This is a genomic window from Kitasatospora sp. NPDC041917 (assembly GCF_055589745.1).
The window spans coordinates 272,054-298,117 of sequence record NZ_JBVJBI010000008.1 but is presented as its reverse complement, the minus strand read 5'-3'; the positions used below and the strand labels follow the sequence as shown (position 1 = coordinate 298,117).

The window sequence follows — 26,064 nt, the reverse complement described above, 5'->3', positions numbered from 1 at the left end:
AAGGAACGGACGCTTCCTTCGGACCGCCTTCCAGCGGACCCTCCGGGCTTCGTTCTTTCGTGTTTCCAGCTTATCAGATGTTTTCCGCTCCGTTTCCGGGGCTTCGTTCATCCAACTCGCCGGTGTCTTCCGGGGTTTGACGCCCTGTCCGACGTTTCAAACTCTAGCCGATCCCCGCTCCGAAAAGCGAATCCGACCGCAACCCAATAAAATGCGCACGCCGAATACGCACCAGGCCGCAACGTGAAAACGACGAAGCGACCCGGCCCGAACCGGGAAGTGGTGTTTCAGAGGATTGGCTGCCCCGGGACCGTCCGCGCTGACGCGTGTCCGGTGCTCCCTGCCAGGCAGCTCGAAGAACACTAGACCTCCGGCCTCGCCGAGTCAACCGGCGCAACCGGTTTCTCGGCCTCCTCCTCCGCCGGCAGCTGGAAGGCCAGGACGGCGACGTCGTCGTCGTGCTCGGAGGTCACGCCCATCGCCCGCAGCAGCCGGGCGCAGATCACCTCGGGGGCGCCCATGGCTCCGGCCAGGGTGCGGGCCAGGAGGTCGAGGCCCTGGTCGATGTCCTCGTCCCGGCGCTCGACCAGTCCGTCGGTATAGAGGACGCCGGTCGTACCGGGGAGCAGGCGCAGGGTGTGGGAGACGTGCAGGCCGCCGCCGGTGCCGAGCGGCGGGCCGTTCTGTTCCTCGCTGCGCAGGATGGTGCCGTCCGGGCAGCGCAGGAGTACGGGGAGGTGTCCGGCGGAGGCGTAGGAGAGGGTGCGGCGCCGCGGGTCCCAGACGGCGTAGGTACAGGTGGCGATCTGGTTGGCGTCGATCTCCATGGCGAGGCCGTCGAGCAGGCGCATCACCTCGTGCGGGGGCAGGTCGAGGCGGGCGTAGGCGCGGACGGCCGTACGCAGCTGGCCCATGACGGCGGCGGCGCGCAGACCGCGGCCCATGACGTCGCCGATGACGAGTGCCGTGCGCCCGCCGTCGATGGCGATCACGTCGTACCAGTCGCCGCCGACCGCGGCCTCGGCGCCGCCCGGCTGGTAGGTGGCGGCGACCCGCAGGCCGGCCGGCTGGTCGAGCTTCTGCGGGAGCAGGCTGCGCTGGAGGGTGACGGCGGCCTCGCGCTGGCGTCGTTCGGCTTCGCGCAGGCGGGCGGCGGCGAGGACCTGGTCGGTGACCTCGGCGGCGAAGATCAGCACTCCTGCGGGCGGCCCCTCGGTGGGGGCGTCGCCGTTCTCCCCGGTGCCGAGCGGGACGCAGGAGACGTTGTAGTAGCGGTTGCCGGTGAGGCCGAGGATGCAGCGGGCCTTGACGCTGCGCGGGCGGCCGCCGCGGATGACCTGGTCCATCAGGGGCAGGACGCCCATGGTGGCGAGCTCGGGGAGGGCCTCGGCGGCGGGCGGGCCGGTGGGGCGTTCGCCGAAGAGTTCGCGGTAGGCCCGATTGGCGTAGCCGAGCTGGTGGAGCGGGCCGTAGGTGACGGCGACCGGGGCGGGGATGCGGTTGAGGACCTCGCGCAGGTTCTGCGGCTTGTGCGGGTCGAGCAGTTCGGCGGTGGCGGCGGGGCTGCTCGGGTCGCGGGGGCCGGGTACGACGACGCCGTCGGGGCAGGGGGCTCCGTCCTCGGTGCCGGTCCCGTGGGGCGGGAGGGCACGCCAGGGGACTCCGGCCAGCCGGGCGCTCCAGCGCATGAGGTTCAAACGACGGCCGCTTCCTCGTTTTCCAGGCATATCATCACTTTTTGTGTGCGCAGCAGCACACGGGGTAATGACCAGGTCGGGCTGATCCTGTCAGGCGGAGGCCCGGTTCCGGAAGTCGCGCGCCCGGCGTGGCCGTCCGTTCCGCCCTCCGATCCACCCTCCGGCCCGTCGTTCGGCCCGCCGCCGGCCCGGGTCGACCGGTGGGGTCACCGGGCGGCATCCGGTCCGCCGTCGGACGGCCGGTCGGACCTCGGGCCGAACCCTCCCTCGAAAGCCGAACGCGGGTGCTCCATCGCGCCCAGCGAGACCACCTCCCGGGAGAACATCCCGCCGAGCACCCAGTCCATCAGCACCCGCACCCGGCGCTCGGCGCTCGGCAGCCGCCGCAGGTGCCGGGCCCGGTGCAGCCACCAGGCGCGGCGGCCGGTGAGCCGGCCGCCGCGCCTGGTGTGGGCGACGGCCCGGCGCAGCCCGAGCGAGGTCGAGCAGGCGGCGGGGCCGGGCCGGTAGTCGGCCAGGCCCGGGGCGTGCGGCCCGCCGTCCAGGGCCACCACGACGTTGCGGGCGAGCAGCTCGGCCTGGGCGAAGGCGTGCTGGGCGTTGGGGGCGCAGGGGGCTCCGTCCGCGTTCGGGTCCGGTACGGCGGCGCAGTCGCCGGCCGCCCAGACGCCGGGCAGGGCACGTCCGTCCGGGCCGACGGCCTGCAGGGTCGCCAGACATCGCACCCGGCCGAGAGTGTCCAGCGGCAGGTCGGTCTCGCGCAGCAGCGGGGCCGGCCGGACGCCCGCCGTCCAGACCAGGGTGCGGGCGCCGAAGCGGCTGCCGTCGGAGAGCACCACGACCCGGTCGGCGACGGACTCCAGGGTGGTGTGCAGCCGGATGTCCACGCCGCGCTCGCGCAGCTCGCCGAGGGTGTGCACGGCCAGTTCGGGCGACTCCTCGGCGAGGATCCGGCCGGTCGCCTCGACCAGGACCCAGTGCAGGTCCTCGGCGCGGACGTTGTGGTAGCCGCGCACGGCGGTGCGGGTCATGTCCTCCAGTTCGGCGAGCGCGCCGACGCCCGCGTAGCCGGCGCCGACGAAGACGAAGGTGAGCGCCGACTGGCGCAGCGCCGGGTCGCGGGTGGCGGAGGCGAGGTCGAGCTGCTCCAGGACGTGGTTGCGCAGGCCCACCGCCTCGCCGACGGTGGAGAAGCCGAGGCCGTGTTCCGCGAGGCCGGGCACCGGTGCCGTGCGGGAGACCGAGCCCGGGGCCACCACCAGGACGTCGTAGGGCAGTTCGACCGGTGCGGGGGTCTCGCCGGGGCCGGCGGCGTCGGCCAGGGCGCGTCGGGCGGCGTGTTCGATCCGGGTGATCCGGGCGGTGAGCACCCGGCAGTCCGGCAGGACCCGGCGCAGGGGGACCACCACGTGTCTCGGGTCGATCGAGCCGGCCGCCACCTCGGCCAGCAGCGGGTGGTAGGTGAAGTAGGCCTGGGGCTCGACGACGGTGATCTCCACCTCTCCGCGCCGCAGCCGTTCCCGCAGGGCGCGCTGGAGGTGGAGTGCGGCGGCCGTTCCGGCGCAGCCGCCGCCGGCGATCAGGATTCTGATGGTGCGCCTCCTGCCGATGCGACGTTTCGTCCCGGCCGCCCCGCGGCCGGGGGTGTCCCCCCATCACGCCCCCTATGAAGGACCGGCGGGGGTCGTCTTGTCCACAGTCCGTACGGGGCTGGTTGCGACACGAGTGACCGTCGTGGCCAGTTGTGCTTACTGGGCGACTTTCTGACGCACTTTCGGCCTCGGAGAGTGGTGAACTATGGTCGGATTGTGTACCGGGGCGGCCGTCGCCATGACAATCGGCGGCGACGCACCGTGGAGCGGCCACTACGGCCAGTTCCAGCGTTGGCGTGAGAACCCGACTGGGGGACAGTCATCCGGGGAAGGGTAGTTCCCGGACAGGGCCCCGGACGGTGCCGACGCGCCGAGCCGGACGTGGACCCGGCACGGCGGCACGACCGTGGTCACCGGAACGGGACGGGCGGCACGAGCAATGGGTCATCGGGTCATTTCTGACGGGCTGAGCTGCACCGGGGGGTGCAGGGGCGGGCGACGACAGGGTCCGGTTTCGGACGCCTGCGGGGGAGAGTTGGGATGATGGATCAGGAGCAGGTGTTGGGGCGGGTGGGTGCACCACAGGCCGGACCGGGCACGGTCCCGGAGCAGCGCGGCCCGGTGGACCTGCCGCCGCAGAGCGGGTCGGCGTACTCGGCGGTCGCGTACCGGGCCGAGCCCGCGCCGGCCGCGGTGCCGGTGCCCGGGGCCAGGTTGCGGGTCGACGCCCGGCGGAATCTGGAGAGCGTGCTGCGGGCGGCCCGCGAGGTGTTCGGCGAGTTCGGCTACGGCGCGCCGATGGAGGAGGTCGCACGCCGGGCCGGGGTCGGGGTCGGCACCGTCTACCGGCGCTTCCCGAGCAAGGAGGTGCTGGTCCAGCGGATCGCCGCCGAGGAGGTGGCGTGGCTGACCGCGCAGGCGCGGGAGTCGCTGTACGGCGGTGACGGCGCCTGGGAGGCGCTGGCCGGCTATCTGGCCCGCGCGGTGTCCACCGGTGCCGGGCGGCTGCTGCCGCCGGAGGCGTTCCGGTACGCGGAGGAACTGGGCCGGGTGCCCGAGCAGCGGGCGCCGGAACCGCCCGCGGCGGTCCGCTTCGACCTGCGCGGCGAGGAGGCCCGCTCCGGCGAGGTGGTCGAGCCGTCGGCGGCCGACGCCGATCCCCGGCTGCTGCTCCAGCTGCTGGCCGCCCTGGTGGCGCGGGCCGGTGCGGCGGGCGAACTGCGTCCGGGCGTCACGGTGTCGGACGTGGTGCTGGTGCTGACGGCCTCGGTGCCGGTGCACGCGGCCCGTCCGTCGGTCCCGGCGCAGGCGGCCGGCGGTTTCTCGCCGATTTCTCCGCAGACGGACGGTCAACCGACCGCCGGCCCCTCGGACCGGCTGCTGCAGATCCTGCTGGACGGCCTGCGGGAGCGCTGATACCCGGGCCGACCGGTCCGCCACGCCCGGCGGGTACGGGAGTTGGAGGGAGGACCGGCGCGCGGCCCGGATGCGCGCGCCGGGTGCGGGAGTCGCACACCCCACCGCCGCACGCTGGGCGAACACCCCCGCGACGGCCTCTCGGAGGAGTGGAAGGCGGTTGGTCCGGCTTCCGCCGGTCCCTGCGCTATGCCATCCTTTGCCCGTGGTTGGAGCCAATGTCCCGATGCGCGCCGTTCGCGCGCCGTCGGCGCCGTACGTCGGGGAACCGTGCGCCTGCGCACTCCCGCGCGCCCTGCCACACTACGGGGGCTGTCGTGGAATCTGGGGTCCGTTGTGAGCGCCGAGGAACAGAACGACTACGGGTACGGCCTCGACTTCGGAGGCCTCTCCGGTGATCCCGACGAGGGGCCCTGCAGTCTCAACGGCGTCGGCGGGACGGCCCAAGTGCCGGGCGCCGCAGCGGCTTCGGCTGCCGGACACGTCCCCGACCAGGCCGGGATGCCCAGCCGCGAGACGCTCTCCGCCTCCGCCGCCGCGCTGCCCCCGGGCCGGGTGCCCGGGCAGGCCCCGGCGGGCCGGGGCGGCGTCGCCCCCGAGGCGTTCGTCGGCGACCCCTTCACCGGCGACGGCCGCACCGCCCGGCCGACCGTGCCCGCCCCCGCCGACCCGGTGGACGGCGAGCGCCCCGCCTCCGACGCCGACTTGACCGCCCGGGTGCGGGCCGGCGACGACACCGCGTACGAGGAGATCTACCGCCGGCACGCCGACTCGGTGCGCCGCTACGCGCGCACCTGCTGCCGGGACAACTTCACCGCCGAGGACCTCGCGGGCGAGGTGTTCGCCCGCACCCTGCAGGCGCTGCGGGCGGGCAAGGGCCCCGAGTTCGCCGTCCGCGCCTACCTGCTGACCGCCGTGCGCAACGTCGCCGCCGCCTGGCACCGCAGCGAGCGCCGCGAGCAACTCGTGGACGACTTCGCCGTGTTCGCGCAGACCTCGGCCGCCGTCGTCGACTTCGACCTCGCCGACCCGGGCGCCGACGCCTGGGCGATGGCGATGGCCGACCAGCGGATGGTCATGCAGGCCTACGCCGAACTGCCCGAGGACGACCGGGTGGTGCTCTGGCACACCGAGGTCGAGCGGGAGTCCCCGAAGACCGTCGCGGTGATGCTCGGCAAGACCGCCAACGCCACCGCCGTCCAGGCCCACCGGGCCCGCGACCGGCTCGCCGCCGCGTTCCTCCAGGCGCACGTCTCGGGCAGCCAGGACAGCGGTTGCGAGGCCTACGCCAACCGGCTCGGGGCGTACGCGCGGGGCTCGCTGCGCAAGCGGGCCTCGGCGGAGGTCGGCCGGCACCTCAAGGAGTGCGACCGCTGCACGGCCGCTTGCCTGGAACTGACCGAGATCAACACCGGGCTGCGCGCCCTGCTGCCCGGCGGCGTGCTCGTCTGGATCGGCGTCGGTGGCTTCGGCGCCGCCGCGGCCGCCGTGGGCGGTGCCGCCGCCGTCGGCGGAGCGGCAGCCGCCGGGACGGCCGCCGCCTCCGGGTCCTCGGGGGCCGCCGCGGGTGCGGCCGCCGCCGGTTCGACCGGTGCGGCCTCCGGCGGGGCGGGAGCCGCCGCGGCCGGCGAGGGCCTGGGCACCGCCGCCAAGGCCGGGATCGCCGCCGCCGCCGCCGTCGCGGTGGCCGCGGCCGCCGTCGCCGCGTACGCGCTCACCGGCGCGCCCGAGCCGGCGCCCCCGGCGGCCGCTCCCCCGGCCCCCAGCGCCCCGGTCGCCGTCGCTCCGGCGCCGCCCCCGGCCGCGCCCCCCGCGGCCCCGGCCCCGGCTCCGGCGCCCGGCGCCGCCGATCCGGCCCCGGAGGCGCCCGCGGCGAGCCCCGCGGCCCAGCCGGCCGCCACCTCCCGGACTCCGCAGCCCGCCACCACCGGGGCGCCGGAGCCGGTCACGCCCGCGCCCAGCAGCTCGAAGGCGCCGAAGCCGACCTTCACTCCCCCGGTCGTGCCCGTGCCGACCCTGCCTCCGCTGCCCACGCCCGACGTCCCGGTGGTGCCGACGCCCACCCTGCCGCCGGTGCCGACCCCGACCGTCCCCACGCCGGTGCCGCCCGTCCTCAGTGACTTCTGGGGCAACTCGCTGCCGGTGCTCAAGCCCGGCAACAACCGGGTGCCGCCGCCCGAGCCGAGCATCCGGCAGAAGGGCAGCGACAACTTCTGGCAGCGTGACGGCGGCTGGATCGGCGGCGACTACCACCCGCACGCGATCACCGTGCACGCCCCGGCGACCACCGTGATCGACCTCAACCGCAGCTGCGCGTCCTTCGACGCGATGGCCGGGGTGGACGACGCCACGCTCTCGCCGGGCAGGGTCGTCTTCTCCGTCCAGGGCGGCGACGGGAGCACCCTGTGGAGCTCCCGCGCGCTGGCCGTCGGCGACGACGCGGTGCCGGTGCACGTGCCGCTGGCCGGGCAGAAGTCGGTCAAGCTGGTGGTCACGCCGGTGAGCGGGATCTGGTCGGCGCTGAACGTCGCGGACTGGGCCCAGGCCCGCTTCCGGTGCTCGTGACGGGCTCGCGCTCCGGTCGGGCCTCCGGGTGGTCTTCCGGTCGGGCCTCCGGTCGGTCATGACGGAGGCCCGCTCCAGGAGTCCTGGAGCGGGCCTCGGGTCCGCGGTGCCGTGCGCCCGGTCGGCGCCGGACGGCCGGGCGTCAGATGGCGCAGGAGCCGTCCGCGCAGGCCTCCCCGGCCGGGGCGACCTGCACCGGGGCGGGACGGCGCTCGCCGATCTCGGTGGCGACCTGATCCAGCACCTTGCGGAAGGTCTCGGCGTCCTGGCCACCCTGGACGGCCCACTTGCCCTCGAAGACGAAGGTCGGCACGGCGTTGATGCCCAGCTCGCGGCCCTCGGCCAGCTGGGCGTCGACCTCGGCGACGCCCTCGTCGCCCGCCAGGTAGGCGGTCACCCGGTCCCGGTCCAGGCCGGCCGCCACGGCGACGTCGGTCAGCGCGGCGCGGTCACCGACGTCGACGCCGTCGGTGAAGTGCGCCTTCAGCAGCGCCTCCTTCAGCCGCCCCTGGACGGCCGGACCGTACTCGACCTCGGCGAGGTGCAGCAGCCGGTGGCCCAGGAGGGTGTTGGCGTGCAGCGCGGCGTCGAAGTCGTACGTGATGCCCTCGGCGAGGCCCAGCTCGGCCACCCGCGCGTCCATCGCCACCGACTGCGGGCCGTAGCGCTCGGCCAGCCAGGCGCGGTGCGGGCTCGCGGTCGCGGGAGCGTCCGGGACCAGCTGGTACGGGCGGTAGACGACCTCGACCTGCTCCTTGCCCGGGAAGTCCGCCAGGGCCTGCTCGAAACGGCGCTTGCCGATGTAGCACCAGGGGCAAGCGATGTCGCTCCAGATCTCGACCTTCATTGCGGGGGGCTCCAGGGGGCGTCTTGGCGAATGTGTACAAGATGGGTGAACGATGAACCATCTCGGCGCATTCCCGGCGGCCCGGTCCGTGGAGCGGATCACACCGCGGGCGGCGCCGGGACCACCAGCACCGGGCAGGCCGCGTGGTGCACCACCGCCGAACTCACCGAGCCCATCAGCAGCCGGGCGAAGCCGCCGTTGCCCCGGGTGCCGATCACCAGCGTGTGCTGCCGGGTCGCCGCCTCCAGCAGCACCTCGATCACGCTGCCCAGCACCACGTGCAGCGACAGCTCCTCCGCGTACGGCGCGGGGCGCTGGCGCTGCACGGCGGCCACCGAGCGGCGCAGCCCGTCCGCCATGCTCTCGACCAGCGTCTCCACGCTCTCCTGCACCAGCTCCGCCATCCCCGGCGGGTAGCCGGCCGGCGCCGGGTTCACCACGGCGAGCACGTACAGCGGCAGCCCGAACAGCTCGGCCTCCGTCATCGCCCGGTCGAGTGCCCACAGCGACCCGTCCGAGCCGTCGCACGCCGCCAGCACCCCCGGCGGCCGCCCCGTCGGCGGCCGGCCGAGCACCGACAGCACGACGGGCACCTCCCGCCCCGCGCTCCCACCGGCCACCGCGCACCCTCCTCGCCCCGGACCCACACCCCCGCCATCATCACCGCCGCCCCGACCCGGCCCCGGCAACCGCGCCGCAGGGCGGGGTGCGGGGGCGGGCTCACGGTCGTGGGCGGACCGGCGGGAGTCGTCGGAGCGGGCTCCACAGGCTCAGGAGGCCCAACAGGCTCAGGAGGTGAGGGCGGGCCGGCGGGGGCTGGGCAGGCCGGTCCAGCAGGCGCCGTGGCGGCGGGCGCGGACCCGGCGGAGCCAGAGTTCGGTGGAGACGAGGTCGGCGAGGCCGGCGAGGTCCGCGGGGGAGAGGGGGGTGGCGGGGTCGGCCGAGTGGGCGAGGCGGGCGCGGACGGCGGGGAGGTCGATGAGGCCGGCTTCGGCGAGCAGCGGGGCGTCGAAGAGTTCGGCGAGGCCGTCGGCGGCGAGGCGCAGGCCCGCGCGGGCGGGGGCGGTGCGGTCGGGGCGGGGGCCGCGGCCCCAGTCGGGGGGCAGGTCGGTGCGGCCGGCGCCGGTGAGGACGGCGTGCAGGAGGGCGTGCCGGGCGCCGGGCTGGAGGCGGACGTCGTCGGGCAGCAGCCGGGCGGCGCGCACCACCTGGTTGTCGAGGAAGGGCGCGTGCAGCCGCTGGCCGGGCTGTTCGGCGGCGTGCACGAGCGTGCGGAACCCGCGCGCCTGCCGGTAGAGGGCGTGTCGGGCCCGGTACGCGCCGGGATGTTCCTCGGGCGCCGGTTTGCGCGCCGCCAGGCGGAGCCGCAGCGCCACCGAGGAGAGCGCCTCGTCGGAGAGCCAGCGGGCGGCCGGGCCGGGCACGCACCAGGCGAGGTCGACGGCCGAACGGGCCCCCGCCGTGCCGCCGCCGTCCGGGACGTGGCGGGCGGTCAGCTTGGCGGCCGCCTCGTCCAGCGCCTCGGCGTAGCGGACCCGGGAGAGCCGGTGCGCGGCCCGGAGCACGGTGAGCGGGGTGCGCAGCGTGCCGGTGAGGACGCCCGCGGCCGCCCGGTCCACGCCGGCCAGGGCGACGACCGGGGGCAGGAGTTCGCGCGGCCGCCCGGCCCGGACGAGGTCGGCGAGCCGGGCCGGGTGTCCGTCCAGGACCTGGCGGGCGCCGTAGCCGGTGAGGTGGTCGGTGCCGCCGGCGTCGAAGCGGGCCTCGGCCCGGGCGGCGGCGACGAGTTCGGGCCCGGGCTCGTCGGTGAGCCGGCCCGCCCGGGGGTCGGCTCCCGGCCCGGCGTACGGGAGGGTGTCCGGGCCGGGGTCGAGCACGGTGTGCCGCAGCCGCGGGGTGTCGGGGGCGAGCGCGAGGCCGGCCGGGGGCCCGGTCTCGCCGAGCGTGACGGCGGCCAACCGCTCGGGGGCGGCGGCCTCCCGGGCGGCGGCGCGGGCCCAGGAGCCCTTGACCGCGCCGCTCCTGGCCCCGGCGGTGGCCGCCCGGGCCGCCGCGGTGGCCGCGGGCACCGGCGGCAGCGGGACGGCGGCGGCGAGCAGGGCGACGGTCGCGGAGGCCGTCCCGTACGAGAGGTCGACGCCGAGCCGGGCCCGTCCGACCGGGTCGGGGACCGGCGTGGTGGTGCGGACCCGGGAGCGGACGGACTCCAGCAGGGCGCGGGTGAGTTCGCGGACGGCGGGCGCCTCGTCGCGCGGCTGCTCGGCGCCGGCCGGGTCGTCGTAGCCGGACAGGTACGGGCGGCCGCCGCGGATGCCGAGCACGTGGCCGGGCGGCACCCGCTGGACGCCCAGGTACGGGGTGCCGGCGCCGAGCGCCTCGGGGGACTCCGGGCAGGCGAGCCGGGCGGCGAGGTGGCCGGTGTCCAGCGGGGCGCCGACCAGGTCGGCGAGCGGCAGGGCGGCGGTGGCGTACGCGGTGCCGCCGGCCCACGGGGTGTGGAAGACGGGCCGGGCGCCGGCGAGGTCGGTGAGCAGCAGGGTGGAGCGGGGGCCGGAGCGCAGCACGACGGTGTAGCTGCCGGGCCAGGCGGTGAGGTGGCGGACGGCGCCGCCGCGGGCGGCGGCGAGGCCGGCGGCGAGCTCGGCGTCGGTGGCTCCGCAGTGGCCGAGGACGGCGAGCCGGGTGGTGGCGGGGGTGTCCTCGATCCGGTCGGGCTCGGTGGGGCCGGTACTGACCACGGCGGGGGCGCCGGGGCGGTGGGTGACCAGGCGGATCTCCGCGGGGCGCCAGTCGCCCACGGCCCAGAGCGGGTCGGGCCCGGACCACAGCGGGCGGGCGGCGATCGGCTCGACCCCGCCGCGCAGTTCGTGCGCCGGGGTGCCCGCGCTCGGCGCACCCGTGCACCAGCCCGTCAGCCACCGCATCGCGCCTCCACCGGACGAGGACCTGCATCCGTGCGGCGCGTTCGCCGCCCGCCGGGCGGCCGGGTGGTGTTGCCGTGGCGGCCCGGGCGCGTCCCGGCGGGTCCTCGCAGCTCGGACGCGCCGTCAGGAGACATCGTGCCACCGCGGGGCGTCGCCGTGGCCGGTGTTCCGGGGTTCCGCCTCCGTTCGGACCGGCCGTTCGACGGGCCGCCGGGGCCGTGCGAGCGGGCACCGATGCGCGCGCGGGCCCGCTCCCGGCCGGAGCTCCGTCCGGTGCGCGATCACTGCGCGTGGGCAAGTTCCGTCCACCGGAAGGGAGTTCGATCCGTCCAGCACTCCGGGGAGCGGGCGGGCCGGGCCTCCCCCTCCCCGGCCCGGACCGCCGGCGAAACGCCTTTGACATGGGCATCGCGAGATGGCCGAAAGGCGTCGCCCGGCCCGGGAGGGCATCCGCATGCCCTCCCGGACTTCACCACCACCCGCGGGGATTGAGGCGGCGGCGTCCCCCGGCCCGCCGGGTCCTCGACGGCAGGCCGACCCACGACCACCAGCGAATCGCCGACCAGCCGGTCGGGCCAGGGGGCACGGCCGGGCGCACGCGTACACGGGACCGGAGCACGACGCTCCGGCGCGCGGCGCGGTCGGCCGGATCCGAGCGGTCCGGACCAACTCCGGTGCGGCACGGCCGAGTGCGCGATCCCGCCATCCGGAATGCGACCTCTTAACCGTCGGAACGCGTCCGACTACGCTAGGTACAGCAGCTACGGCCCGGTGCCGCCCGGGCCCCGCGCACAAGGCCGCAGGAGGTGCAGCCGCCACCATGACCGTCAGCCCACGTGGACCGAACGAACGGCTCGGCACGCTCCTGACCCTCGCCCAGATCAGCAACGCCGGACTGGCCCGCCGGGTCAACGACCTCGGCGCCCAACGCGGGCTGACCCTGCGGTACGACAAGACCTCGGTGGCCCGCTGGGTCAGCAAGGGCATGGTGCCGCAGGGGCCCGTCCCGCACCTGATCGCCACCGCGATCGGCGGCAAGCTCGGCCGGCCCGTCCCACTGGAGGAGATCGGCCTGGGCGACACCGACCCGGCGCCCGAACTCGGCCTGGCCTTCCCCCGCGAGGTCGCCGACGCGGTCCGCTCGGCGACCGACCTGTGGCGGGTCGACCTCGACCTGCGCCGGGGCCCCGGCGGCGGCCGCTGGAGCGACAGCCTGGCCGGCACCTTCTCGGTCGCCGCCTACGCGACCCCCGTCTCCCGCTGGCTGATCACCCCCGCCGACGGCTCGGTGGCCCGCGAGGTGCCGCGCTCCCCCACCGACACCTCCTCCTACCGGGTCGGCCACTCGGACGCCGCCAAGCTCCGCGAGGCCGCCCAGGAGGCCCGTCGCTGGGACTCCAAGTACGGCGGCGGCGACTGGCGTTCGTCGATGGTGCCGGAGTGCCTGCGCGTGGAGGCGGCGCCGCTGCTGCTCGCCTCGTACAGCGACGCGGTCGGCCGGGCGCTGTTCGGCGCGACCGCCGAACTGACCAGGCTGGCCGGCTGGATGGCCTTCGACACCGGGCAGCACGAGGCCGCCCAGCGCTACTACATCCAGGCGCTGCGGCTCGCCCGGGCCGCCGCCGACGTCCCGCTCGGCGGCTACGTGCTGGCCTCGATGAGCCTCCAGGCGGGCTACCGGGGCTTCGCCGAGGAGGCCGTCGACCTCGCCCAGGCCGCGCTGGAGCGCAACCGGGGCCTGGCCACCGCCCGCACCATGAGCTTCTTCCACCTGGTGGAGGCCCGGGCCCAGGCCAAGGCCCGCAACGCGGCGGCGTGTGCGACGGCGCTCGGCGCGGCGGAGAGCGCGCTCGAACGGGCGCGCGCCGGGGATCCCGATCCGGCGTGGATGGACTTCTACGCCTACGACCGGCTCGCCGCCGACGCCGCCGAGTGCTTCCGCGACCTCGGAGTGCCCTCCAAGGTCCGGCAGTTCACCCGCGAGGCGCTGGCCACGCCCACCGAGGGCTTCGTCCGCTCGCACGGCCTGCGGCTGGTGGTCTCGGCCATGGCCGAGGCGGAGGCGGGCGACCTGGACGCCGCGGTCGCCGCCGGCGAGCGCGCCGTCGAGGTGGCCGGCCGGATCTCCTCGCAGCGCAGCCGGGAGTACGTGGTGGAGATGCTGCGGCGGCTGGAGCCCTTCCAGGGGGAACGCCGGGTGCGGGAGCTGACCGAGCGGGCCCGGGCGGTGATCGTCGCTCCGGCGTGAGCGGACGGGACGGCGCTCCGGCGGTAAATGGAGTGCGGTGACGGGAGGGGCCTGGCTAGGGTTTCTCCTGTCCAGGTGCGCAGGCAGAGGTTACTTCCACTCTTAATGGGCGTGTCGCGGGTTCGAGTCCCGCCGCCGGTACTCGCCGGTGTAGCTCAGTCGGTAGAGCAGCTGTGTCACCTCAGCCGCCTTCGATCTCTGGACACCTACACGTGAATAGTTCGTCCGCACCTCCCGGTGCGACGGCAGCGGTTACTTCTTGGTGAGGCGCCCCCAGGGCGCTGCGGTTCGAGCCCGCGCTACACCGCCGCCACCTTTGATCTCGGGAGGCAGCTCTTCGTGGTGCCCGGGTCCGCGTCAGCCATGACGGCCCCGGGCACCGCTGCCGCAGCATGCCTCCCTCCCACTGACACCAGCACGCCGAGGGGGGCTTCCGCATGTCCAGGTTCAACTTCCGCAGGGCCAAGGCCGGTCCGAGTTCGCCGGTGGCCACCACCGGCGAGCGCACCGTCAACCACAACGGCGGCCCCGGCTTCGTCCGGGACCACAAGTCCGAGCTCTTCCTGCTGGCGATCGCCAACATGATCGGCCAGGACACCTTCCACGAGCGCGGCGGCGAGCGCGACGACCGCTACACCGCGCTGGTGCGCGAACTCGCCGTCGCCGAGCCGGAGTGGACCGTCGGACTGCTGCGCTGGCTGCGCTACGGCGCCCACATGCGCACCGCCGCCCTGGTCGGCGCCGCCGAGTTCACCCGCGCCCGGCTGGACGCGGGCGCCCACGGCCACTCCCGGCAGGCCGTCGCGGCGGTGCTGCGGCGCGCCGACGAGCCGGGCGAGCTGCTCGCCTACTGGACCTCGCGCTACGGCCGGGCGCTGCCCAAGCCGCTCAAGCGCGGGGTCGCGGACGCCGTCCGGCACCTGTACGACGCCCGCTCGCTGCTCAAGTACGACACGGCGGGCAAGGGCTACCGCTTCGGCGACGTGATCGAGCTGACCCACCCCTCGCCGGACCCGGCGAAGGAGTGGCAGGGTGCCCTGTTCGCGTACGCGCTGGACCGCAGGCACCGCCCGGACGAGGCCGTCCCGCCGGCCGCCGACCGGATGCTGACCGCCAACCGCGAGCTGCTGGCGCTGCCCGTCGAGGAGCGCCGGGCGGCGGTGACCGCCGAGGGCGGCGCCGCGCGGCTGGCCGCCGCCGGGCTGACCTGGGAGGCGCTGGCGGGCTGGCTGCAGGGGCCGCTGGACGCGGACGCCTGGGAGGCGGTCATCCCGTCGATGGGCCCGATGGCGCTGGTCCGGAACCTGCGCAACTTCGACCGGGCCGGGGTCTCGGACGCCGTCGCGGCCGAGGTGGCCCGGCGGATCTCCGACAAGGGCGAGGTGCGGCGCTCGCGCCAGTTCCCGTTCCGCTACCTGGCCGCGCACCGCAACGTGCCCTCGCTGCGCTGGGGGCACGCGCTGGAGACGGCGCTCGGTCACTCGCTGGCCAATGTGCCCGAACTGCCGGGCCGGACGCTGATCCTGGTGGACCGCTCCGGTTCGATGTTCGACCGCTCCGGCGGGCCGACCGAGCTCAACCGGGCGGACTCGGCGGCGATCTTCGGCACCGCGCTGAAGGTCCGGGCCGCCGAGGCGGACCTGGTCGAGTTCGGCACCTCCAGCCAGGTGGTCGACGTCGGCCGGGGCGAGGCGGTACTGCGTGTGCTGGCACGTTTCTCCAACCTCGGCGGCACCAACACCGCCGACGCCGTCCGCACCCACTACCGCGGCCACGACCGGGTGGTGATCGTCACCGACGAGCAGACCGGCCCCGGCCACTGGGGCGGCGACCCCCTCGCCGCCGTCCCGGCCCACGTGCCCGTCTACACCTGGAACCTGGCCGGCTACGCCCCGGGCCACGGCCCCAGCGGCGGCGCCCACCGGCACACCTTCGGTGGCCTGGGCGACGCGGCCTTCCGACTGATCCCGCTCCTGGAATCCGGGGCGAACGCCGGCTGGCCCTGGGAGGAGTAGCGGATCAGCGGGACGGTCCGGGCCGGGGAGCCCGCGCCGACCTGGCCCGGCCGCGGCAGTGAGGGGACGGCCGTGGCGGGAGCCGGCGTCGGTCGGGGGGCAGACGCCGGGAGGAAGGGGAAGGAGCCGTCACGGGGGTGCGGCTCCTTCCCCGTTCCCCGGCCGCCGACGGGTGGGCCGGGCGCCGGCCGGGCCGGTGGATGAGCCCGGTCACAGGCCCGGCCGGGGAGCCCCGACAGCCCCGTAGACTCGGGTGATTGTGACTGCCACCGCCCCGATCCCCCAGCCCTCGCCGTCCGCCCGGATGTCCGCCGCGCCGGCCGCCTACCCCGCGCCGATGTACCCGCACAAGGCCACCGAGGCCCAGCACCGCGAGCGTCGCATCCGCAGCTTCCAGCCGCGCCGGGGCCGGATGACCAACGCCCAGGCGAGCGCCCTGGACCGGAGCTGGGAGACGTACGGCATCCCCATCGACGGCACCCCGCTGGACCCGCGGGAGCTGTTCGACGGCCTGCCGGTGACCCTGGAGATCGGCTTCGGCATGGGCGAGACCACCGCCGCGATGGCCGCCGCCGACCCGGCCATGGGCATCCTCGCCGCCGACGTGCACACCCCCGGCCACGGCAACCTGCTCGGCCTGCTGGAGCGGGACGGCTCCCACAACGTCCGGACCGCCGCCGGCGACGCGGTGATCCTGCTGCGCGACATGCTCCCGGACGCCTCGCTGGCCGGTCTGCGGGTCTACTTCGCCGACCCGTGGCCCAAGCCGAAGCACCACAAGCGCCGGCTGGTCCAGCCCTCGTTCCTCGACCTGGTGCTGCCCCGGCTCGCCCCCGGCGCGCTGGTGCACTGCGCCACCGACTGGGAGCCGTACGCGGAGCAGATGCTGGCCGTGCTGTCCGCCTCGCCGGAGCTGGAGAACCTGCACCCCGAGGGCGACGGGACCGGCTGGCTGGAGCCCGGGGACCACCCGGACGGCAGCATTCCGGGCTACGCCCCGAGGCCGGACTGGCGTCCGGTCACCAAGTTCGAACGGGCCGGGATCGCCAAGGGGCACGTCGTCCACGACCTGCTGTTCCGCCGCCGCTGACCCTCCGGCACCGTTCGAACGGGCGGCCGCGCGGCGGCCGGACGGGCGGGCCCGGGAGGGACGGTTCGTCCCGACTCCTCCCGGCGGGCCGCCGCCGTGGCCTACCCTGTGCCGCATGGGCAGCCCGTCCGGCGGCGGGTTCCGGACGGGCGGTCGCACGACGGTTCGAGCAGCCGCCGACGCACCGGAGACGGTCCCGAGCACCGGCGACACCCGGACCATTCCGGGGCCCCGGAGGCACCGGGCGCATCGCCTGCTGCCCCGGCCGGGTACCGCCGCCGTGCCGCTCCCGGTCGTCGACCAATTCCTCCGCGCCGGCACCACCGCCCCCGGGGCCCCGCCGGGCCGCAGCCGCTCGGTGGCGCTCTCCTCGGTCACCGCGACCGCCGTCCTGACCCTGATCGGCTGCGGGGTGCTGATCCTGCACCTGGTCCAGCGGCAGACCGGCACCGTCGGACTGCTGGTCGGCCTGGGCCTGGCGGTGGTGCCGCTGCCGTTCGTGCTCGGCGGTCTGGCCTGGCTCAACCTCACCGCCCGGGTTCCGCTGCGGCACACCGTGTTCTGCCTCGGCTGGGGCGCCTGCGCGGCCACCACCGTCGCCATCCTGGCCAACAACTGGACGGCGAGCTACCTGACCCGGCACCGGGGCCCGTTCGGGGAACTGCTCGGCGCCGGGATCGCCACCCCGGTGATCGAGGAGACCGCCAAGGCCACCGCCCTGCTGGTGCTCCTGCTCCCGCTCGGCCAGCGGCTGCGCTGCCGCGGCCGCCGCACCGGACGCCCCTGCGCGCCGCTGCTGCGCCGGTCGCCCGCGCCCCGGAGCCCCCGCCGGCACCCGCGCCACCCGGTCGGGCCGCACGCCCGCGGCCGGCCGCGCCTGCGCCCGTACCTGCGGCCGTTGCCGTACCTGCGCCCGGCCCCGCCCTCCGGGGCGCCGCACCACCGTTCCCGGCCGCGCACCCTGGCCGCCGGGGTGGTGCTCGGCGGGATGGCCGCCTGCGGCTTCGCGTTCACCGAGAACGCCCTCTACCTGGGTCGGGCCTTCAGCAGCGACCAGCGGCAGCGGCTGGACAGCATCGGCCTCGGCGACCCGCCCAGCCTGCGTGACTTCGACAGCACCGTGCAGACCTTCGTGCTGCGCGCCCTGCTCTCGCCCTTCGCCCACCCGCTGTTCACCGCGCTCACCGGGATCGGCCTGGCCGTCGCCCTCACCACCGCGCGGCGCTGGCTGGCCCGGCTGGCGGTGCCGGCCGGGCTGCTGCTGGCGATGGCGCTGCACGGCACCTGGAACGCCGCCGCCGACCTCGGCACGGACGGCTTCCTGGTGGTGTACGGGGCGCTGATGGTGCCCTGCTTCGCCGCGCTGGTCGCCTTCGCGGCCTGGGCGAGGTGTCGTGCGGCCCGGCACCCGGCACCCGGTCGGCGGCGGGTCGCCAGGGCGCCCTGAAGAACCGATTTCCCATATCGGCGACTTCCCCGTATTGTTGTGTTCACCGACGCGGGGTGGAGCAGCTCGGTAGCTCGCTGGGCTCATAACCCAGAGGTCGCAGGTTCAAATCCTGTCCCCGCTACTCAGTAGCCGAAAGGCCCGGAGGATTCGTCCTCCGGGCCTTTCGCGTTCCCGGGTACGAACGAAAGACGGTCCTGCCACGAACCTGTAACAGCGGCCGGTCCCACGATCACCTGTCAGGGTCCTGAACCATACTGAGGAAAAATTCATCTCATTGGGGGGCTGTTCGGGCCACCCGGACAGGAAGAACCACATGCTGTCGAAGCGACTGGTCAGCACCGCCGCGATCTGCCTCGTCCTGGCGGCCGGCACCGCGGCGTGCGGCAGCACCAAGAGCGACGGGACGGGCGGCGACGCCAAGGCGGGTGCCGCGCAGAAGCTCGACACCGACAAGCTCAGCGCCCAGGACATCGCGAAGCAGGCCAAGGACGCCCTGGCCTCCGCGAGCTCCCTCAAGATGGTCGGCACCGTCGACACCGGCGAGGGCAGCATGGAGCTGAACCTGGCGCTGGACAACAAGAGCCAGTGCACCGGCACCATGGCGATGCCCGGCATGGGCAAGTTCGAGATCATCAGCGACGGCAAGACCTCGTACGTCAAGCCGGACAAGGACTTCTGGACCAACGTGGGCGGCCCGAACGGTGCCAAGGCCGCCGAGCTGTTCAAGGGCCGCTACCTGACGGGCTTCGAGAGCGACCCGTCGATGGGCTCCCTGATCAGCGTCTGCAACCTCGCCGAGTTCAGCAAGAAGATCACCGCGGACAAGAGCGGCAACGACAAGGTGGAGAAGGGCTCCGCGGGCGACGTCAACGGCGTGAAGACCTTCAGCCTGAAGGTCGCCGACTCCAAGGGCGAGGTCACGACCATGCAGATCGCCACCGAGGGCAAGCCCTACCCGGTGCGGGTCGAGCACTCGGGCGCCAAGGACGGCAACGGCAAGATCGACTTCAGCGACTTCGACAAGCCGCTGACCATCCAGGCCCCGTCGGCCGACAACACGGTCGACTTCACCAAGCTCCAGGACCAGCTCAAGACCGCCTGAGCAGCGGATCCGGGCGCGCCCCGCACGGCCGGCACCGGGGCCGGGCGGGGCTCCGCGAAATAATCCGTTGCCCTCCGTCCGGCGGGCTGCCTATCGTGGCAGCACACTGAAAGGAGGTGATCCTGAGTTGAGTTCCATCAGGATGCGTGAGGTGGCTGCTCGCTAGAGCCGCCCCTGCCTGCGCAGGATGAGGCCCCTGGCCTCCGGCAGGCGAAATCCACAGCAGTCACCCGGCCCGCGGTCTCACCGGTACATCCCCGGTGCCTCGGCGCCCGGCCAGTGCACGGGCCGGCGCGGAGGAGCAGTCCGCGGGCCGTCTGCGTTCCCGGGGAGCTTCCGGCACGATTCCGGAGGCTCCCCGCGCCGTGTCCGGGGCAGCGGCCGGACGTTTCCGCGCGGGGGCGCGGCGCTAGAGTCGGCGCGCGTTCCGGAGCGGAGCGACGCGGACACAGGGGGTGGGCGATGGCGAAGGCACGACGGCCGGGCGGCGGCGGGGCGACGCTACGGACGGCGCAGTGGGGCGCCACCGGGGTGCTGGCCGGGACGGGACTGCTCGGACTGCTGCTGTTCGCGCTCGGCCGGGAGCACGCCTGGCAGGTGCTCGGCGGCGGGCTGGTGGTGATCGGGGCCTCGGTGGTGCTCGGCGGCGGGCTGGGCTTCCTGTTCGGGGTGCCCCGGGTGCGCGGCGGGGCCGCTGCCGGCGAGCCGCAGGGCTCGTACGCGCCGAACACCAATCTGGAGCAGGTCTCGGACTGGCTGACCAAGGTGCTGCTGGGCGTCGGGCTGACCCAGCTCGGCTCGCTCGGCGAGCGGCTGCACGACCTCGGCGCGGCGCTGGCGCCCGCGCTCGGCGGCGGCCGGGACGTGGCACCGTTCGCGGCGGCGCTGGTGCTGTACTTCCTGGTCTTCGGGTTCCTGGCCGGCTGGCTGGTGACCCGGCTGGCACTGCCGCAGGCGCTGACCGAGACCGACCGGGCGCTGGACCTCTTCCTCGCCGGGCAGGACCGCGACCGGCACGGCGACAAGGTGGGCGCGGACGACCTGCGGGTCCGCGCGATGCAGCAGCTCGGGCTGCTGGGCGGCAGCGCGGAGCGCCCGGCCGCGCTGGCCGGGCAGCTGCCGCCCTCCTCCGGCGCGCCGGCCGGGCCGGAGGGCGTGGTGGCGGAGGTCCGCTCGACCGCGCGGCGTTCGGCGCTGACCGCCGACCAGGTGCGGGCCCTCTTCGCGGACGGCTCCGAGGGGCGGCGGATCCAGGCGCTCGCGCTGATGCAGGGCGATCCGGCGCTGGCGGACCTGCCGAGCGTGCTGGACGCGATCGAGCGCCCGCGCTCGGGCTTCGAGCAGTACCACGCGCTGCTGGCCGCCCGGGGGCTGCTCTCCCGGCTGCCCGCCGCCGGGGAGCAGCGGCTGCGGGACGCGGTGGCGACGCAGCTGGTCGACCCGCGGGGCATTCCGTACGGGTCGGACCGCAGTTGGCTGGCGGAGAAGATCCTCTCCCGGCTCCCGGCGCCGGCTCTCGTGCCGGAGCGGCCGGCACCGGCCGGGCCGCGGGCCGCCCCGGTGGTGCCGGCCCAGCCGGCCCAGCCGGCCCAGCCGGACGGACCGGACGGACCGGGCGGACCGGGCGGACCGGGCGGACAGGGCGGACCGCCGGCCGAGGGGACCTCTAGCCGGTGAACTCCGGGACGGTGAAGCGCAGTTCGGGACGCTCCCAGGTGATCCTCCCGCGCGCGGGGCAGGTGCCGACGCGTTCGGCGCCCACCCGCAGGTAGAAGCGCTCGGCGGGCGGGTTGGAGACGACCCGCACGACGGCGGTCCCGGCTCCGCGGGCGAGTTCCAGCATGTGCGCGATCAGGGCGCGGCCGGTGCCGAGCCCCTGGGCCTCGTCGGAGACGAACATCAGGTCCAGTTCGGCCGGTTCGCGGATCAGCCCGTAGAAGCCCAGCAGCCGGCCGGTGGCCGGGTCGGCGGCGAGGAACACCTCGTGGCGGGCGATGTACTCGGGCGTCACCCGGTAGCCCTCGATCATCGGCGCGTACTCGCCGTGATAGGCGGAGGAGGCCTGGATCAGTTCGGTGAGCCGGTCGGCGTCGGTCTCGTCGGCGCGCCGGATCGTCGTGTCGGTCATGCGGGCGAGTATAGGAGTGGCCCCCGACAGTGACCATTACATGACCGGTGGCCGGAGCGCCCGGCGGCGGTGGTCGGCGGCCCGCAGCACCAGGACCCGCCGGGGTCGGCCGCCCACCGGCCCGGGGTAGCGGCGGACCTCGCTGCCGATCCGGCGCTCGCCGAGCGCGTACCGCAGCGGGCCGAGATGGCCGCAGCGCCGGCCGTACCCGTCGTGCAGCGGCTGGACCCGGACCTCTCCGTCCGGGGAGGTGACCCGGACCAGCTCGGTCAACGCCTCCAACTGGCTTTCGGGGCCGAAGAGTTCGGGGTAGGCGAAGAGCAGGTAGCCGCTCAGGGTGAGGGCGAAGGCGCCGTCCGCGAAGGGCAGCCGGGGCAGCGCGGCGGCCACGTACTGCTGCGGGTGGGCGGCCGAGTCGGCGGCGAACAGCAGGCGGGCGCGGTCCCAGCTGCGCAGGTAGCGCTCGGCGCGGTACGGGCGGGGCGAGGGGTAGAGCTGCGGGCGGGTGGCCATCGCGGCGGCCATCGCCGCCCGGGCGGCCACCGCGGCAGTCGCGACCGCCGGCAGCGGCAGCGCGTACGCCGGATCGACGGCGATCACCCGGCAGCCCAGCCCGCGCGCCTCGGCGGCCAGGCCGGCCGCGCCGCCGGGGCAGTCCAGCACCGGGCCAGGCAGGGCGGCGAGCCGGGCCCGGGTGAGGCCGAACAGGGCGCAGTACTCGTCCAGCGGCCGGGAGGTGACCAGGACGCCCGGGGGAACGGCGGGAATGCCGACGGCGGCCACCCGGCCATCCGAACACGCGGCGGCCCCACCCGCATCCGGAGGCGTCCGGGGTGCGGGCGGGGCGCGGGCGGGGTCCTCGGCCGGGGCCGGCCGGTCAGCGGCCGAGCAGGCCCTGGGCGGCGACCCGGTTGACGTTGGTCAGGCCGCGGACCAGCTGCGTGGTGAGGAGGATCAGCAGCACGCCGAGGAGCGAGAGCCCGGCGATCTGCCAGGGCGACTGGACGTCGTACACGTGCCGGACGCCGTCGCTGTCGTGGAAGTCGAACAACCGGTACCCCTTCCAGGAGGTGTACGTCGGGAAGACCCAGTGGTACACGGGGTAGAGCGCCAGCGCCCAGCCGAGCACCAGGAACACCAGCGTCACCGCGAAGCTGAGCACCGCCCAGGGGAACATCACCACCTGGTACAGCACGGCCTTCCAGCCGGCCCCGTCCGCGAGCCGCGCGGTGACCGCGCCCCAGCTGCCCTGGCGGACCCGGCGCACCGGCGCCGGGCCGGGGACGTCCAGGGCCAGCATGCCGCGCACCCGGGCCCGCTCCAGCCGGCCGAAGCTGCGGGCGACGCTGGTCAGGGCGCCCAGCACGGGCAGGCCGATGACGGTGACGAGGGTGCCGAGGCCGAGGCAGAACAGGGTGATCGACACGACGAAGCCGACGATCGCCACCGGCAGGCCGCTGAGCGCGTAACCGACCTCGCGGTAGTAGTACGCCGAGAACGGCGCCCGCCACACGGCCGGCCGCCGCTCGGTCCGGCGGACCCGGGCCGGGCGCGGGTCGTCACCGTGACCGCCCAGGACGTCCCACTCCCGGTCCTCCATGCTGCGGCTGCTGCTCATGCTCCCGGCCCCCGGCCCCTCGTACTGTCGGTCGTTCGTCCCGCTGACAGGCTCCAGTCTGGTGGACGCGCCGGCCGGCCGGGATCCGGAGGCCTGGCGGATCCGGGGTGGGGTTAACCCCCCTCCACCGGGCGGCCGCTGGAGGGGGGTGAGCCGGTGGGGGGTCGAGCGGTGGTCCGTGGCCCGGGCGGTCAGCCGGTCGTCCGGCCCCGCGCGCCCGCCCCCGGCCACTCGTCGGCGAGCAGCGCGTAGAGGAACGAGTCGGACCAGACGCCGTCCTTGAACGCGTCGTGCCGCAGCCGGCCCTCCAGCCGGAAGCCCAGCCCGGTGAGCACCTTCACGGAGGCGTCGTTGTCCACGGCGACCCGGGCGGCCAGCCGGTGCAGGTCCAGGGCGCCGAAGGCGAAGTCGCAGAGCAGGCCGACGGCCTCGCCCGCGTAGCCGCGGCCCCAGGACCCGCGGGCCAGCACGCACCCGAGCTGAGCGGCGCGGTGCCCGTCCAGGGTGAGCGAGGCCTGCCCGATCGGCGTCGCGTCCGCCGGCTCCTCGGCGTCGGCGAGCCTGGTGACGGCGAGGCGGTAGGTGTCCCGCTCCTCGGCCATCGCCTCCTCCAGGTAGAGCTCGATCTGGTCGGCGCAGTCCTCCCGGCCGCTCGGCCCGAAGGGCAGGTGGCGGGTGACCTCCGGGTCGCCGAACAGCGCGTGCAGCGCGTCCACGTCGTCCTCGGTGAGGTGGTACTCGCGGACGGCCAGTCGCGGGCCGGTGAGTCGTACGGGGACCATGGCTGCCGACCCTATCCCCGCCCGGCGGCTACCGTTCGGACTATGAACGACGAAGACCTGCGGCTCGCCCCCCGCACCAAGGCCGCCGACCTGCTCGCCTGGGCGGCCGGGCAGGACCGCGCGCCGGTGGCCGAGGCGCCGCTGCGCGCGGTGCTGGCGCTGCTGGAGCTGGGCGACGGCAGGATGCACGACGGCTGGCCGGAACTGACCTCCGACGCGGTGGAGCACCTGCTGTACGAGCGGCTCCACCTGTACGTCCAACCCGCTCCCGAGGAGGACCCGCTCGCCTACGGCGACGCCGTCCGGCTGCTGATCGACCACCAGCGGGCGGCCCGGCGGCTGAACGCCAAGCGCCAGGAGCGGCTGCACGAGGAGGCCGAGTGGCAGGGCGAGGTCGCGACCGGGCTGCTGCGCCGCGCCGACCTGGTGACCTGGCCCCGGCTGTACGCGGTGCTGCTGCACGCGTACGGGGTGGACGTCACGGACGGGGCGGCGGTGCGGGACTGGCTGGCCGGCTTCGCGGAGCTCGCGGAGGAGGACCGGCTGGCCGCGTACGAGGCGCTGGTGCCGGCCGGCTGGCTGGACGAGCCGGACGAGCAGGGCTGGGGCCCGGGCCGGGTGCTGTCGGTCGGCATGGCCACGGACGGCGCCCGGCGGCTGCTGGAGCAGGGCCTGATGCGGCGCAGCTACCGCAACCTGGCCGAGCTGACCGCGCAGGGGCGGCCGATGCCGGACGAACTGGCCGGGGACTTCGGGCAGTTCGAGGAGGCGGCGGTCGACGCGGCGCTCGACCTGTTCGGCGGGTGGACGGTACCGGGGCTGCCCCGGCTGCTGGTGACGGAGTTCCCGGAGCTGGCGCCGGAGCCGGGCCAGGAGGAGATCGAGGCGTACCTGGCGCAGCTGCCCGCCGAGGAGTGAGACCTCGCACGAAGGCCCCGGCCCGGAGCCGCTGCTCCGGGCCGGGGCCTTCTCGCGTGCGCGTCGGGTTTCTCGCGCGGGTGCGCGGGCCTCTCGCGGGTGCACCGGGTTTCTCGCGCGGGTCAGGGGTTGAGGCCGCGCTGCTGGAGCCAGGGCTCCGGGTCGACCGGGGCGCCGCCGCCGGGGCGGACCTCCATGTGCAGGTGCGGCCCGGTGACGTTGCCGGTCGCGCCGACCTTGCCGATCTGCTGGCCGGGGGCGACCTTGCCGGAGCCCTTGGTGATCGAGGAGAGGTGGCAGTACCAGATCTCGGTGCCGTCGGGCAGGGTCTCGACGATCCGGTAGCCGTACGAGCCGGCCCAGCCGGCCGAGGTGATGGTGCCCTGGCCGAGCGCGTAGACCGGGGTGCCGGTGTCGGCGGCGAAGTCCAGGCCGGTGTGCAGGTTGGCCCAGTAGCGGGCGCTCTGGCCGTAGTGGGCGGAGAGCCGGTAGTCCTTCACCGGGAGGGTGAGGGCGGCGGCCTTGACCCGCTCGGCCTCCTCGGCGGCGCGCTTGGCCTCGGCCTCCTTGGCGACGGCCTTGGCCTCCGCCTCCTGCGCGGCCTGGAGCCGGGCGGTCTCCTCGGCGGCGGTGCGCTGGCTGTCGGCCTGGTGCTGGATGCGGGCGGCGAGCGCGAGTCCGGGGTCGGCGGAGAGGGCGACCGGGGTCTCGTCCGGGGCCTCGACGGCGGGGGCGGCGGCCGGGGTCGCCGAGGCGAAGCCGGTGGCGCCCAGGGTGGCGGCGACGGCGGTGACGCCGAGCAGTGGGGAGGCTCCGCGGGTCTGACGCGGCATCCGGTGGCGGTTGGTCTCGACCTCCGCGGGGAAGTCCTCCGGGCCGAAGGCCTCGGGGCCGTCCGTGCCGGGGTGGTCGAGGAGCTGGGTACCGGCTGCGAAGCCGGCCGGGTGTGCCGGGGTGTGCGTCGACGCCACGGAGGCGCGCTCCTTTCCTTCCTTCGCGCCTACCGGGTTAGCTGACGGGTTCGGAGCAGGAAGGTCTCCTACGGCTGGGCCGGGGCCCCGCCGATTCACCCCAAGGAACGTGGTTCCCCGGCTCCCTGACCTGCCCGGAGGCGGGTCGGCGGGATTAGGCGACGGCGCACGGTGCCGTCTGGGTACGGCGTTGACAACCGCGCTGCGTTATCAAACGTTAATCCTAGGAGGCTCTGATTCCAAGCCATCCGTTCGGAGCAGCCTAGGGCAAAGTGATCGGACGTCAACGAACGACACCGGCGAACACCCCCCTCGCGCACGGTCCCATCTGAGTACTCCTACTCATGTGCGCCCCGGCCGGGCGGCCACATCCTGGCGCCATGAGCACATCGATGCAGACCCGCACCACGGCCGCGTACCACATCCAGGCCGTCCTCTCCTTCGCCCTGTCGGGCGTCGCCCTCGCCGTCGGGATCGCCTATCTGCCGGTCGGCGGATGGACCAGGGCCTTCCTCGGGATCGGCCTCCTCTACACCGTCACCTCGGCGTTCACGCTGGCGAAGGTGATCCGGGACCGGCAGGAGTCCAACGAGATGGTCACCCGGGTGGACCAGGCCAGGCTGGAGAAGCTGCTCAGCGAGCACGACCCGTTCAAGGTGGAGGGAGTCTGATCATCCCTTCCACTCCTTCCGCTCCACCCC

The 26,064-nt window shown here is 75.3% G+C and carries 19 protein-coding genes, 2 tRNA genes, 1 pseudogene and 1 riboswitch; of the genes and pseudogenes, 12 read left to right on the top strand and 10 right to left on the bottom strand.

What is annotated here, in order from left to right; translation table 11 throughout:
• Positions 1-419: 419 nt before the first annotated feature.
• A pseudogene (locus ACZ6EM_RS13190) lies at positions 420-1,697 on the bottom strand (SpoIIE family protein phosphatase); the annotation flags it as partial.
• 206 nt (positions 1,698-1,903) lie between these two features.
• The gene (locus ACZ6EM_RS13185; protein WP_465772380.1) at positions 1,904-3,277 is read right to left on the bottom strand and encodes an NAD(P)/FAD-dependent oxidoreductase; all 1,374 of its coding nucleotides are present in this window, start codon (positions 3,275-3,277) and stop codon (positions 1,904-1,906) included.
• Positions 3,278-3,829: 552 nt separating this feature from the next.
• On the opposite strand from ACZ6EM_RS13185, the gene ACZ6EM_RS13180 reads away from it, so the two are divergent.
• Positions 3,830-4,705 carry a TetR/AcrR family transcriptional regulator gene (locus tag ACZ6EM_RS13180; protein ID WP_465772377.1) on the top strand — a complete coding sequence of 292 codons (876 nt, stop codon included), beginning with the start codon at positions 3,830-3,832 and terminating at the stop codon, positions 4,703-4,705.
• A gap of 336 nt (positions 4,706-5,041) precedes the next feature.
• A complete protein-coding gene (locus tag ACZ6EM_RS13175; protein ID WP_465772376.1) occupies positions 5,042-7,270 on the top strand; it encodes a sigma-70 family RNA polymerase sigma factor in 2,229 nt (742 codons plus the stop codon).
• 142 nt (positions 7,271-7,412) lie between these two features.
• On the opposite strand, the gene ACZ6EM_RS13170 is transcribed toward ACZ6EM_RS13175, so the two are convergent.
• From ACZ6EM_RS13170 to ACZ6EM_RS13160, 3 genes are all read right to left on the bottom strand, one after another.
• Positions 7,413-8,117: a DsbA family oxidoreductase gene (locus tag ACZ6EM_RS13170; protein WP_401053114.1), complete on the bottom strand. Its 705-nt coding sequence runs from the start codon at positions 8,115-8,117 to the stop codon at positions 7,413-7,415.
• 98 nt (positions 8,118-8,215) lie between these two features.
• A complete protein-coding gene (locus ACZ6EM_RS13165) occupies positions 8,216-8,737 on the bottom strand; it encodes a universal stress protein (RefSeq protein ID WP_452179232.1) in 522 nt (173 codons plus the stop codon).
• A gap of 168 nt (positions 8,738-8,905) precedes the next feature.
• Positions 8,906-11,041, bottom strand: coding sequence for an asparagine synthase-related protein (locus ACZ6EM_RS13160; RefSeq protein ID WP_380354850.1), 2,136 nt, complete (start codon positions 11,039-11,041; stop codon positions 8,906-8,908).
• An 820-nt stretch (positions 11,042-11,861) separates the two neighbouring features.
• Between ACZ6EM_RS13160 and ACZ6EM_RS13155 the strand changes: the two genes are divergently transcribed.
• The 8 genes from ACZ6EM_RS13155 (at position 11,862) to ACZ6EM_RS13120 (ending at position 20,623) form a co-directional block, all read left to right on the top strand.
• On the top strand, positions 11,862-13,289 hold the full coding sequence (locus tag ACZ6EM_RS13155) for an MFS transporter (RefSeq protein ID WP_359913997.1): 1,428 nt from the start codon (positions 11,862-11,864) through the stop codon (positions 13,287-13,289).
• 79 nt (positions 13,290-13,368) lie between these two features.
• A tRNA-Ser gene (locus tag ACZ6EM_RS13150) sits at positions 13,369-13,430 on the top strand.
• A 296-nt stretch (positions 13,431-13,726) separates the two neighbouring features.
• Positions 13,727-15,304 carry a TROVE domain-containing protein gene (locus tag ACZ6EM_RS13145; RefSeq protein WP_465772375.1) on the top strand — a complete coding sequence of 526 codons (1,578 nt, stop codon included), beginning with the start codon at positions 13,727-13,729 and terminating at the stop codon, positions 15,302-15,304.
• 259 nt (positions 15,305-15,563) lie between these two features.
• A complete protein-coding gene (gene trmB, locus ACZ6EM_RS13140) occupies positions 15,564-16,394 on the top strand; it encodes a tRNA (guanosine(46)-N7)-methyltransferase TrmB (RefSeq protein WP_452179229.1) in 831 nt (276 codons plus the stop codon).
• Between the two features lie 280 nt (positions 16,395-16,674).
• On the top strand, positions 16,675-17,841 hold the full coding sequence (locus ACZ6EM_RS13135; protein WP_401049674.1) for a PrsW family intramembrane metalloprotease: 1,167 nt from the start codon (positions 16,675-16,677) through the stop codon (positions 17,839-17,841).
• Between the two features lie 50 nt (positions 17,842-17,891).
• Positions 17,892-17,965 (top strand) — tRNA-Met (locus ACZ6EM_RS13130).
• Between the two features lie 192 nt (positions 17,966-18,157).
• Positions 18,158-18,946, top strand: coding sequence for a hypothetical protein (locus ACZ6EM_RS13125; RefSeq protein WP_359913985.1), 789 nt, complete (start codon positions 18,158-18,160; stop codon positions 18,944-18,946).
• A gap of 462 nt (positions 18,947-19,408) precedes the next feature.
• A complete protein-coding gene (locus ACZ6EM_RS13120) occupies positions 19,409-20,623 on the top strand; it encodes a hypothetical protein (RefSeq protein WP_465772374.1) in 1,215 nt (404 codons plus the stop codon).
• On the opposite strand, the gene ACZ6EM_RS13115 is transcribed toward ACZ6EM_RS13120, so the two are convergent.
• The 4 genes from ACZ6EM_RS13115 to ACZ6EM_RS13100 all read right to left on the bottom strand — a co-directional run bounded on the left by ACZ6EM_RS13115 (position 20,613) and on the right by ACZ6EM_RS13100 (position 23,474).
• A complete protein-coding gene (locus tag ACZ6EM_RS13115) occupies positions 20,613-21,074 on the bottom strand; it encodes a GNAT family N-acetyltransferase (RefSeq protein ID WP_465772373.1) in 462 nt (153 codons plus the stop codon). The two genes, ACZ6EM_RS13120 and ACZ6EM_RS13115, sit on opposite strands and share 11 nt — an antisense overlap.
• Before the next feature lie 36 nt (positions 21,075-21,110).
• Complete coding sequence (locus tag ACZ6EM_RS13110; RefSeq protein ID WP_465772372.1) at positions 21,111-21,857, bottom strand: hypothetical protein; 747 nt, start codon at positions 21,855-21,857, stop codon at positions 21,111-21,113.
• Between the two features lie 94 nt (positions 21,858-21,951).
• Positions 21,952-22,692, bottom strand: coding sequence for a sensor domain-containing protein (locus ACZ6EM_RS13105; RefSeq protein ID WP_465772371.1), 741 nt, complete (start codon positions 22,690-22,692; stop codon positions 21,952-21,954).
• Between the two features lie 191 nt (positions 22,693-22,883).
• Positions 22,884-23,474, bottom strand: a complete 591-nt coding sequence (locus tag ACZ6EM_RS13100) for a GNAT family N-acetyltransferase (protein WP_465772370.1) — start codon at positions 23,472-23,474, stop codon at positions 22,884-22,886.
• A 42-nt stretch (positions 23,475-23,516) separates the two neighbouring features.
• On the opposite strand from ACZ6EM_RS13100, the gene ACZ6EM_RS13095 reads away from it, so the two are divergent.
• On the top strand, positions 23,517-24,392 hold the full coding sequence (locus ACZ6EM_RS13095) for a hypothetical protein (RefSeq protein ID WP_465772369.1): 876 nt from the start codon (positions 23,517-23,519) through the stop codon (positions 24,390-24,392).
• A 122-nt stretch (positions 24,393-24,514) separates the two neighbouring features.
• On the opposite strand, the gene ACZ6EM_RS13090 is transcribed toward ACZ6EM_RS13095, so the two are convergent.
• Complete coding sequence (locus ACZ6EM_RS13090; protein WP_359897907.1) at positions 24,515-25,363, bottom strand: M23 family metallopeptidase; 849 nt, start codon at positions 25,361-25,363, stop codon at positions 24,515-24,517.
• Positions 25,364-25,375: 12 nt separating this feature from the next.
• A riboswitch (cyclic di-AMP (ydaO/yuaA leader) is annotated at positions 25,376-25,534 on the bottom strand.
• Between the two features lie 209 nt (positions 25,535-25,743).
• On the opposite strand from ACZ6EM_RS13090, the gene ACZ6EM_RS13085 reads away from it, so the two are divergent.
• The gene (locus ACZ6EM_RS13085; RefSeq protein ID WP_359897908.1) at positions 25,744-26,034 is read left to right on the top strand and encodes a YiaA/YiaB family inner membrane protein; all 291 of its coding nucleotides are present in this window, start codon (positions 25,744-25,746) and stop codon (positions 26,032-26,034) included.
• Positions 26,035-26,064 lie beyond the last annotated feature (30 nt).

Bases quoted from the DNA above. Each gene is read 5' to 3' on its own strand.
- ACZ6EM_RS13115 (WP_465772373.1), bottom strand. From the start codon at position 21,074: ATGACCGACACGACGATCCGGCGCGCCGACGAGACCGACGCCGACCGG.
- ACZ6EM_RS13160 (WP_380354850.1), bottom strand. From the start codon at position 11,041: ATGCGGTGGCTGACGGGCTGGTGCACGGGTGCGCCGAGCGCGGGCACC.
- ACZ6EM_RS13100 (WP_465772370.1), bottom strand. From the start codon at position 23,474: ATGGTCCCCGTACGACTCACCGGCCCGCGACTGGCCGTCCGCGAGTAC.
- ACZ6EM_RS13145 (WP_465772375.1), top strand. From the start codon at position 13,727: ATGTCCAGGTTCAACTTCCGCAGGGCCAAGGCCGGTCCGAGTTCGCCG.
- ACZ6EM_RS13170 (WP_401053114.1), bottom strand. From the start codon at position 8,117: ATGAAGGTCGAGATCTGGAGCGACATCGCTTGCCCCTGGTGCTACATC.
- ACZ6EM_RS13120 (WP_465772374.1), top strand. From the start codon at position 19,409: ATGGCGAAGGCACGACGGCCGGGCGGCGGCGGGGCGACGCTACGGACG.
- ACZ6EM_RS13095 (WP_465772369.1), top strand. From the start codon at position 23,517: ATGAACGACGAAGACCTGCGGCTCGCCCCCCGCACCAAGGCCGCCGAC.
- ACZ6EM_RS13155 (WP_359913997.1), top strand. From the start codon at position 11,862: ATGACCGTCAGCCCACGTGGACCGAACGAACGGCTCGGCACGCTCCTG.
- ACZ6EM_RS13180 (WP_465772377.1), top strand. From the start codon at position 3,830: ATGATGGATCAGGAGCAGGTGTTGGGGCGGGTGGGTGCACCACAGGCC.
- ACZ6EM_RS13125 (WP_359913985.1), top strand. From the start codon at position 18,158: ATGCTGTCGAAGCGACTGGTCAGCACCGCCGCGATCTGCCTCGTCCTG.
- ACZ6EM_RS13105 (WP_465772371.1), bottom strand. From the start codon at position 22,692: ATGAGCAGCAGCCGCAGCATGGAGGACCGGGAGTGGGACGTCCTGGGC.
- ACZ6EM_RS13085 (WP_359897908.1), top strand. From the start codon at position 25,744: ATGAGCACATCGATGCAGACCCGCACCACGGCCGCGTACCACATCCAG.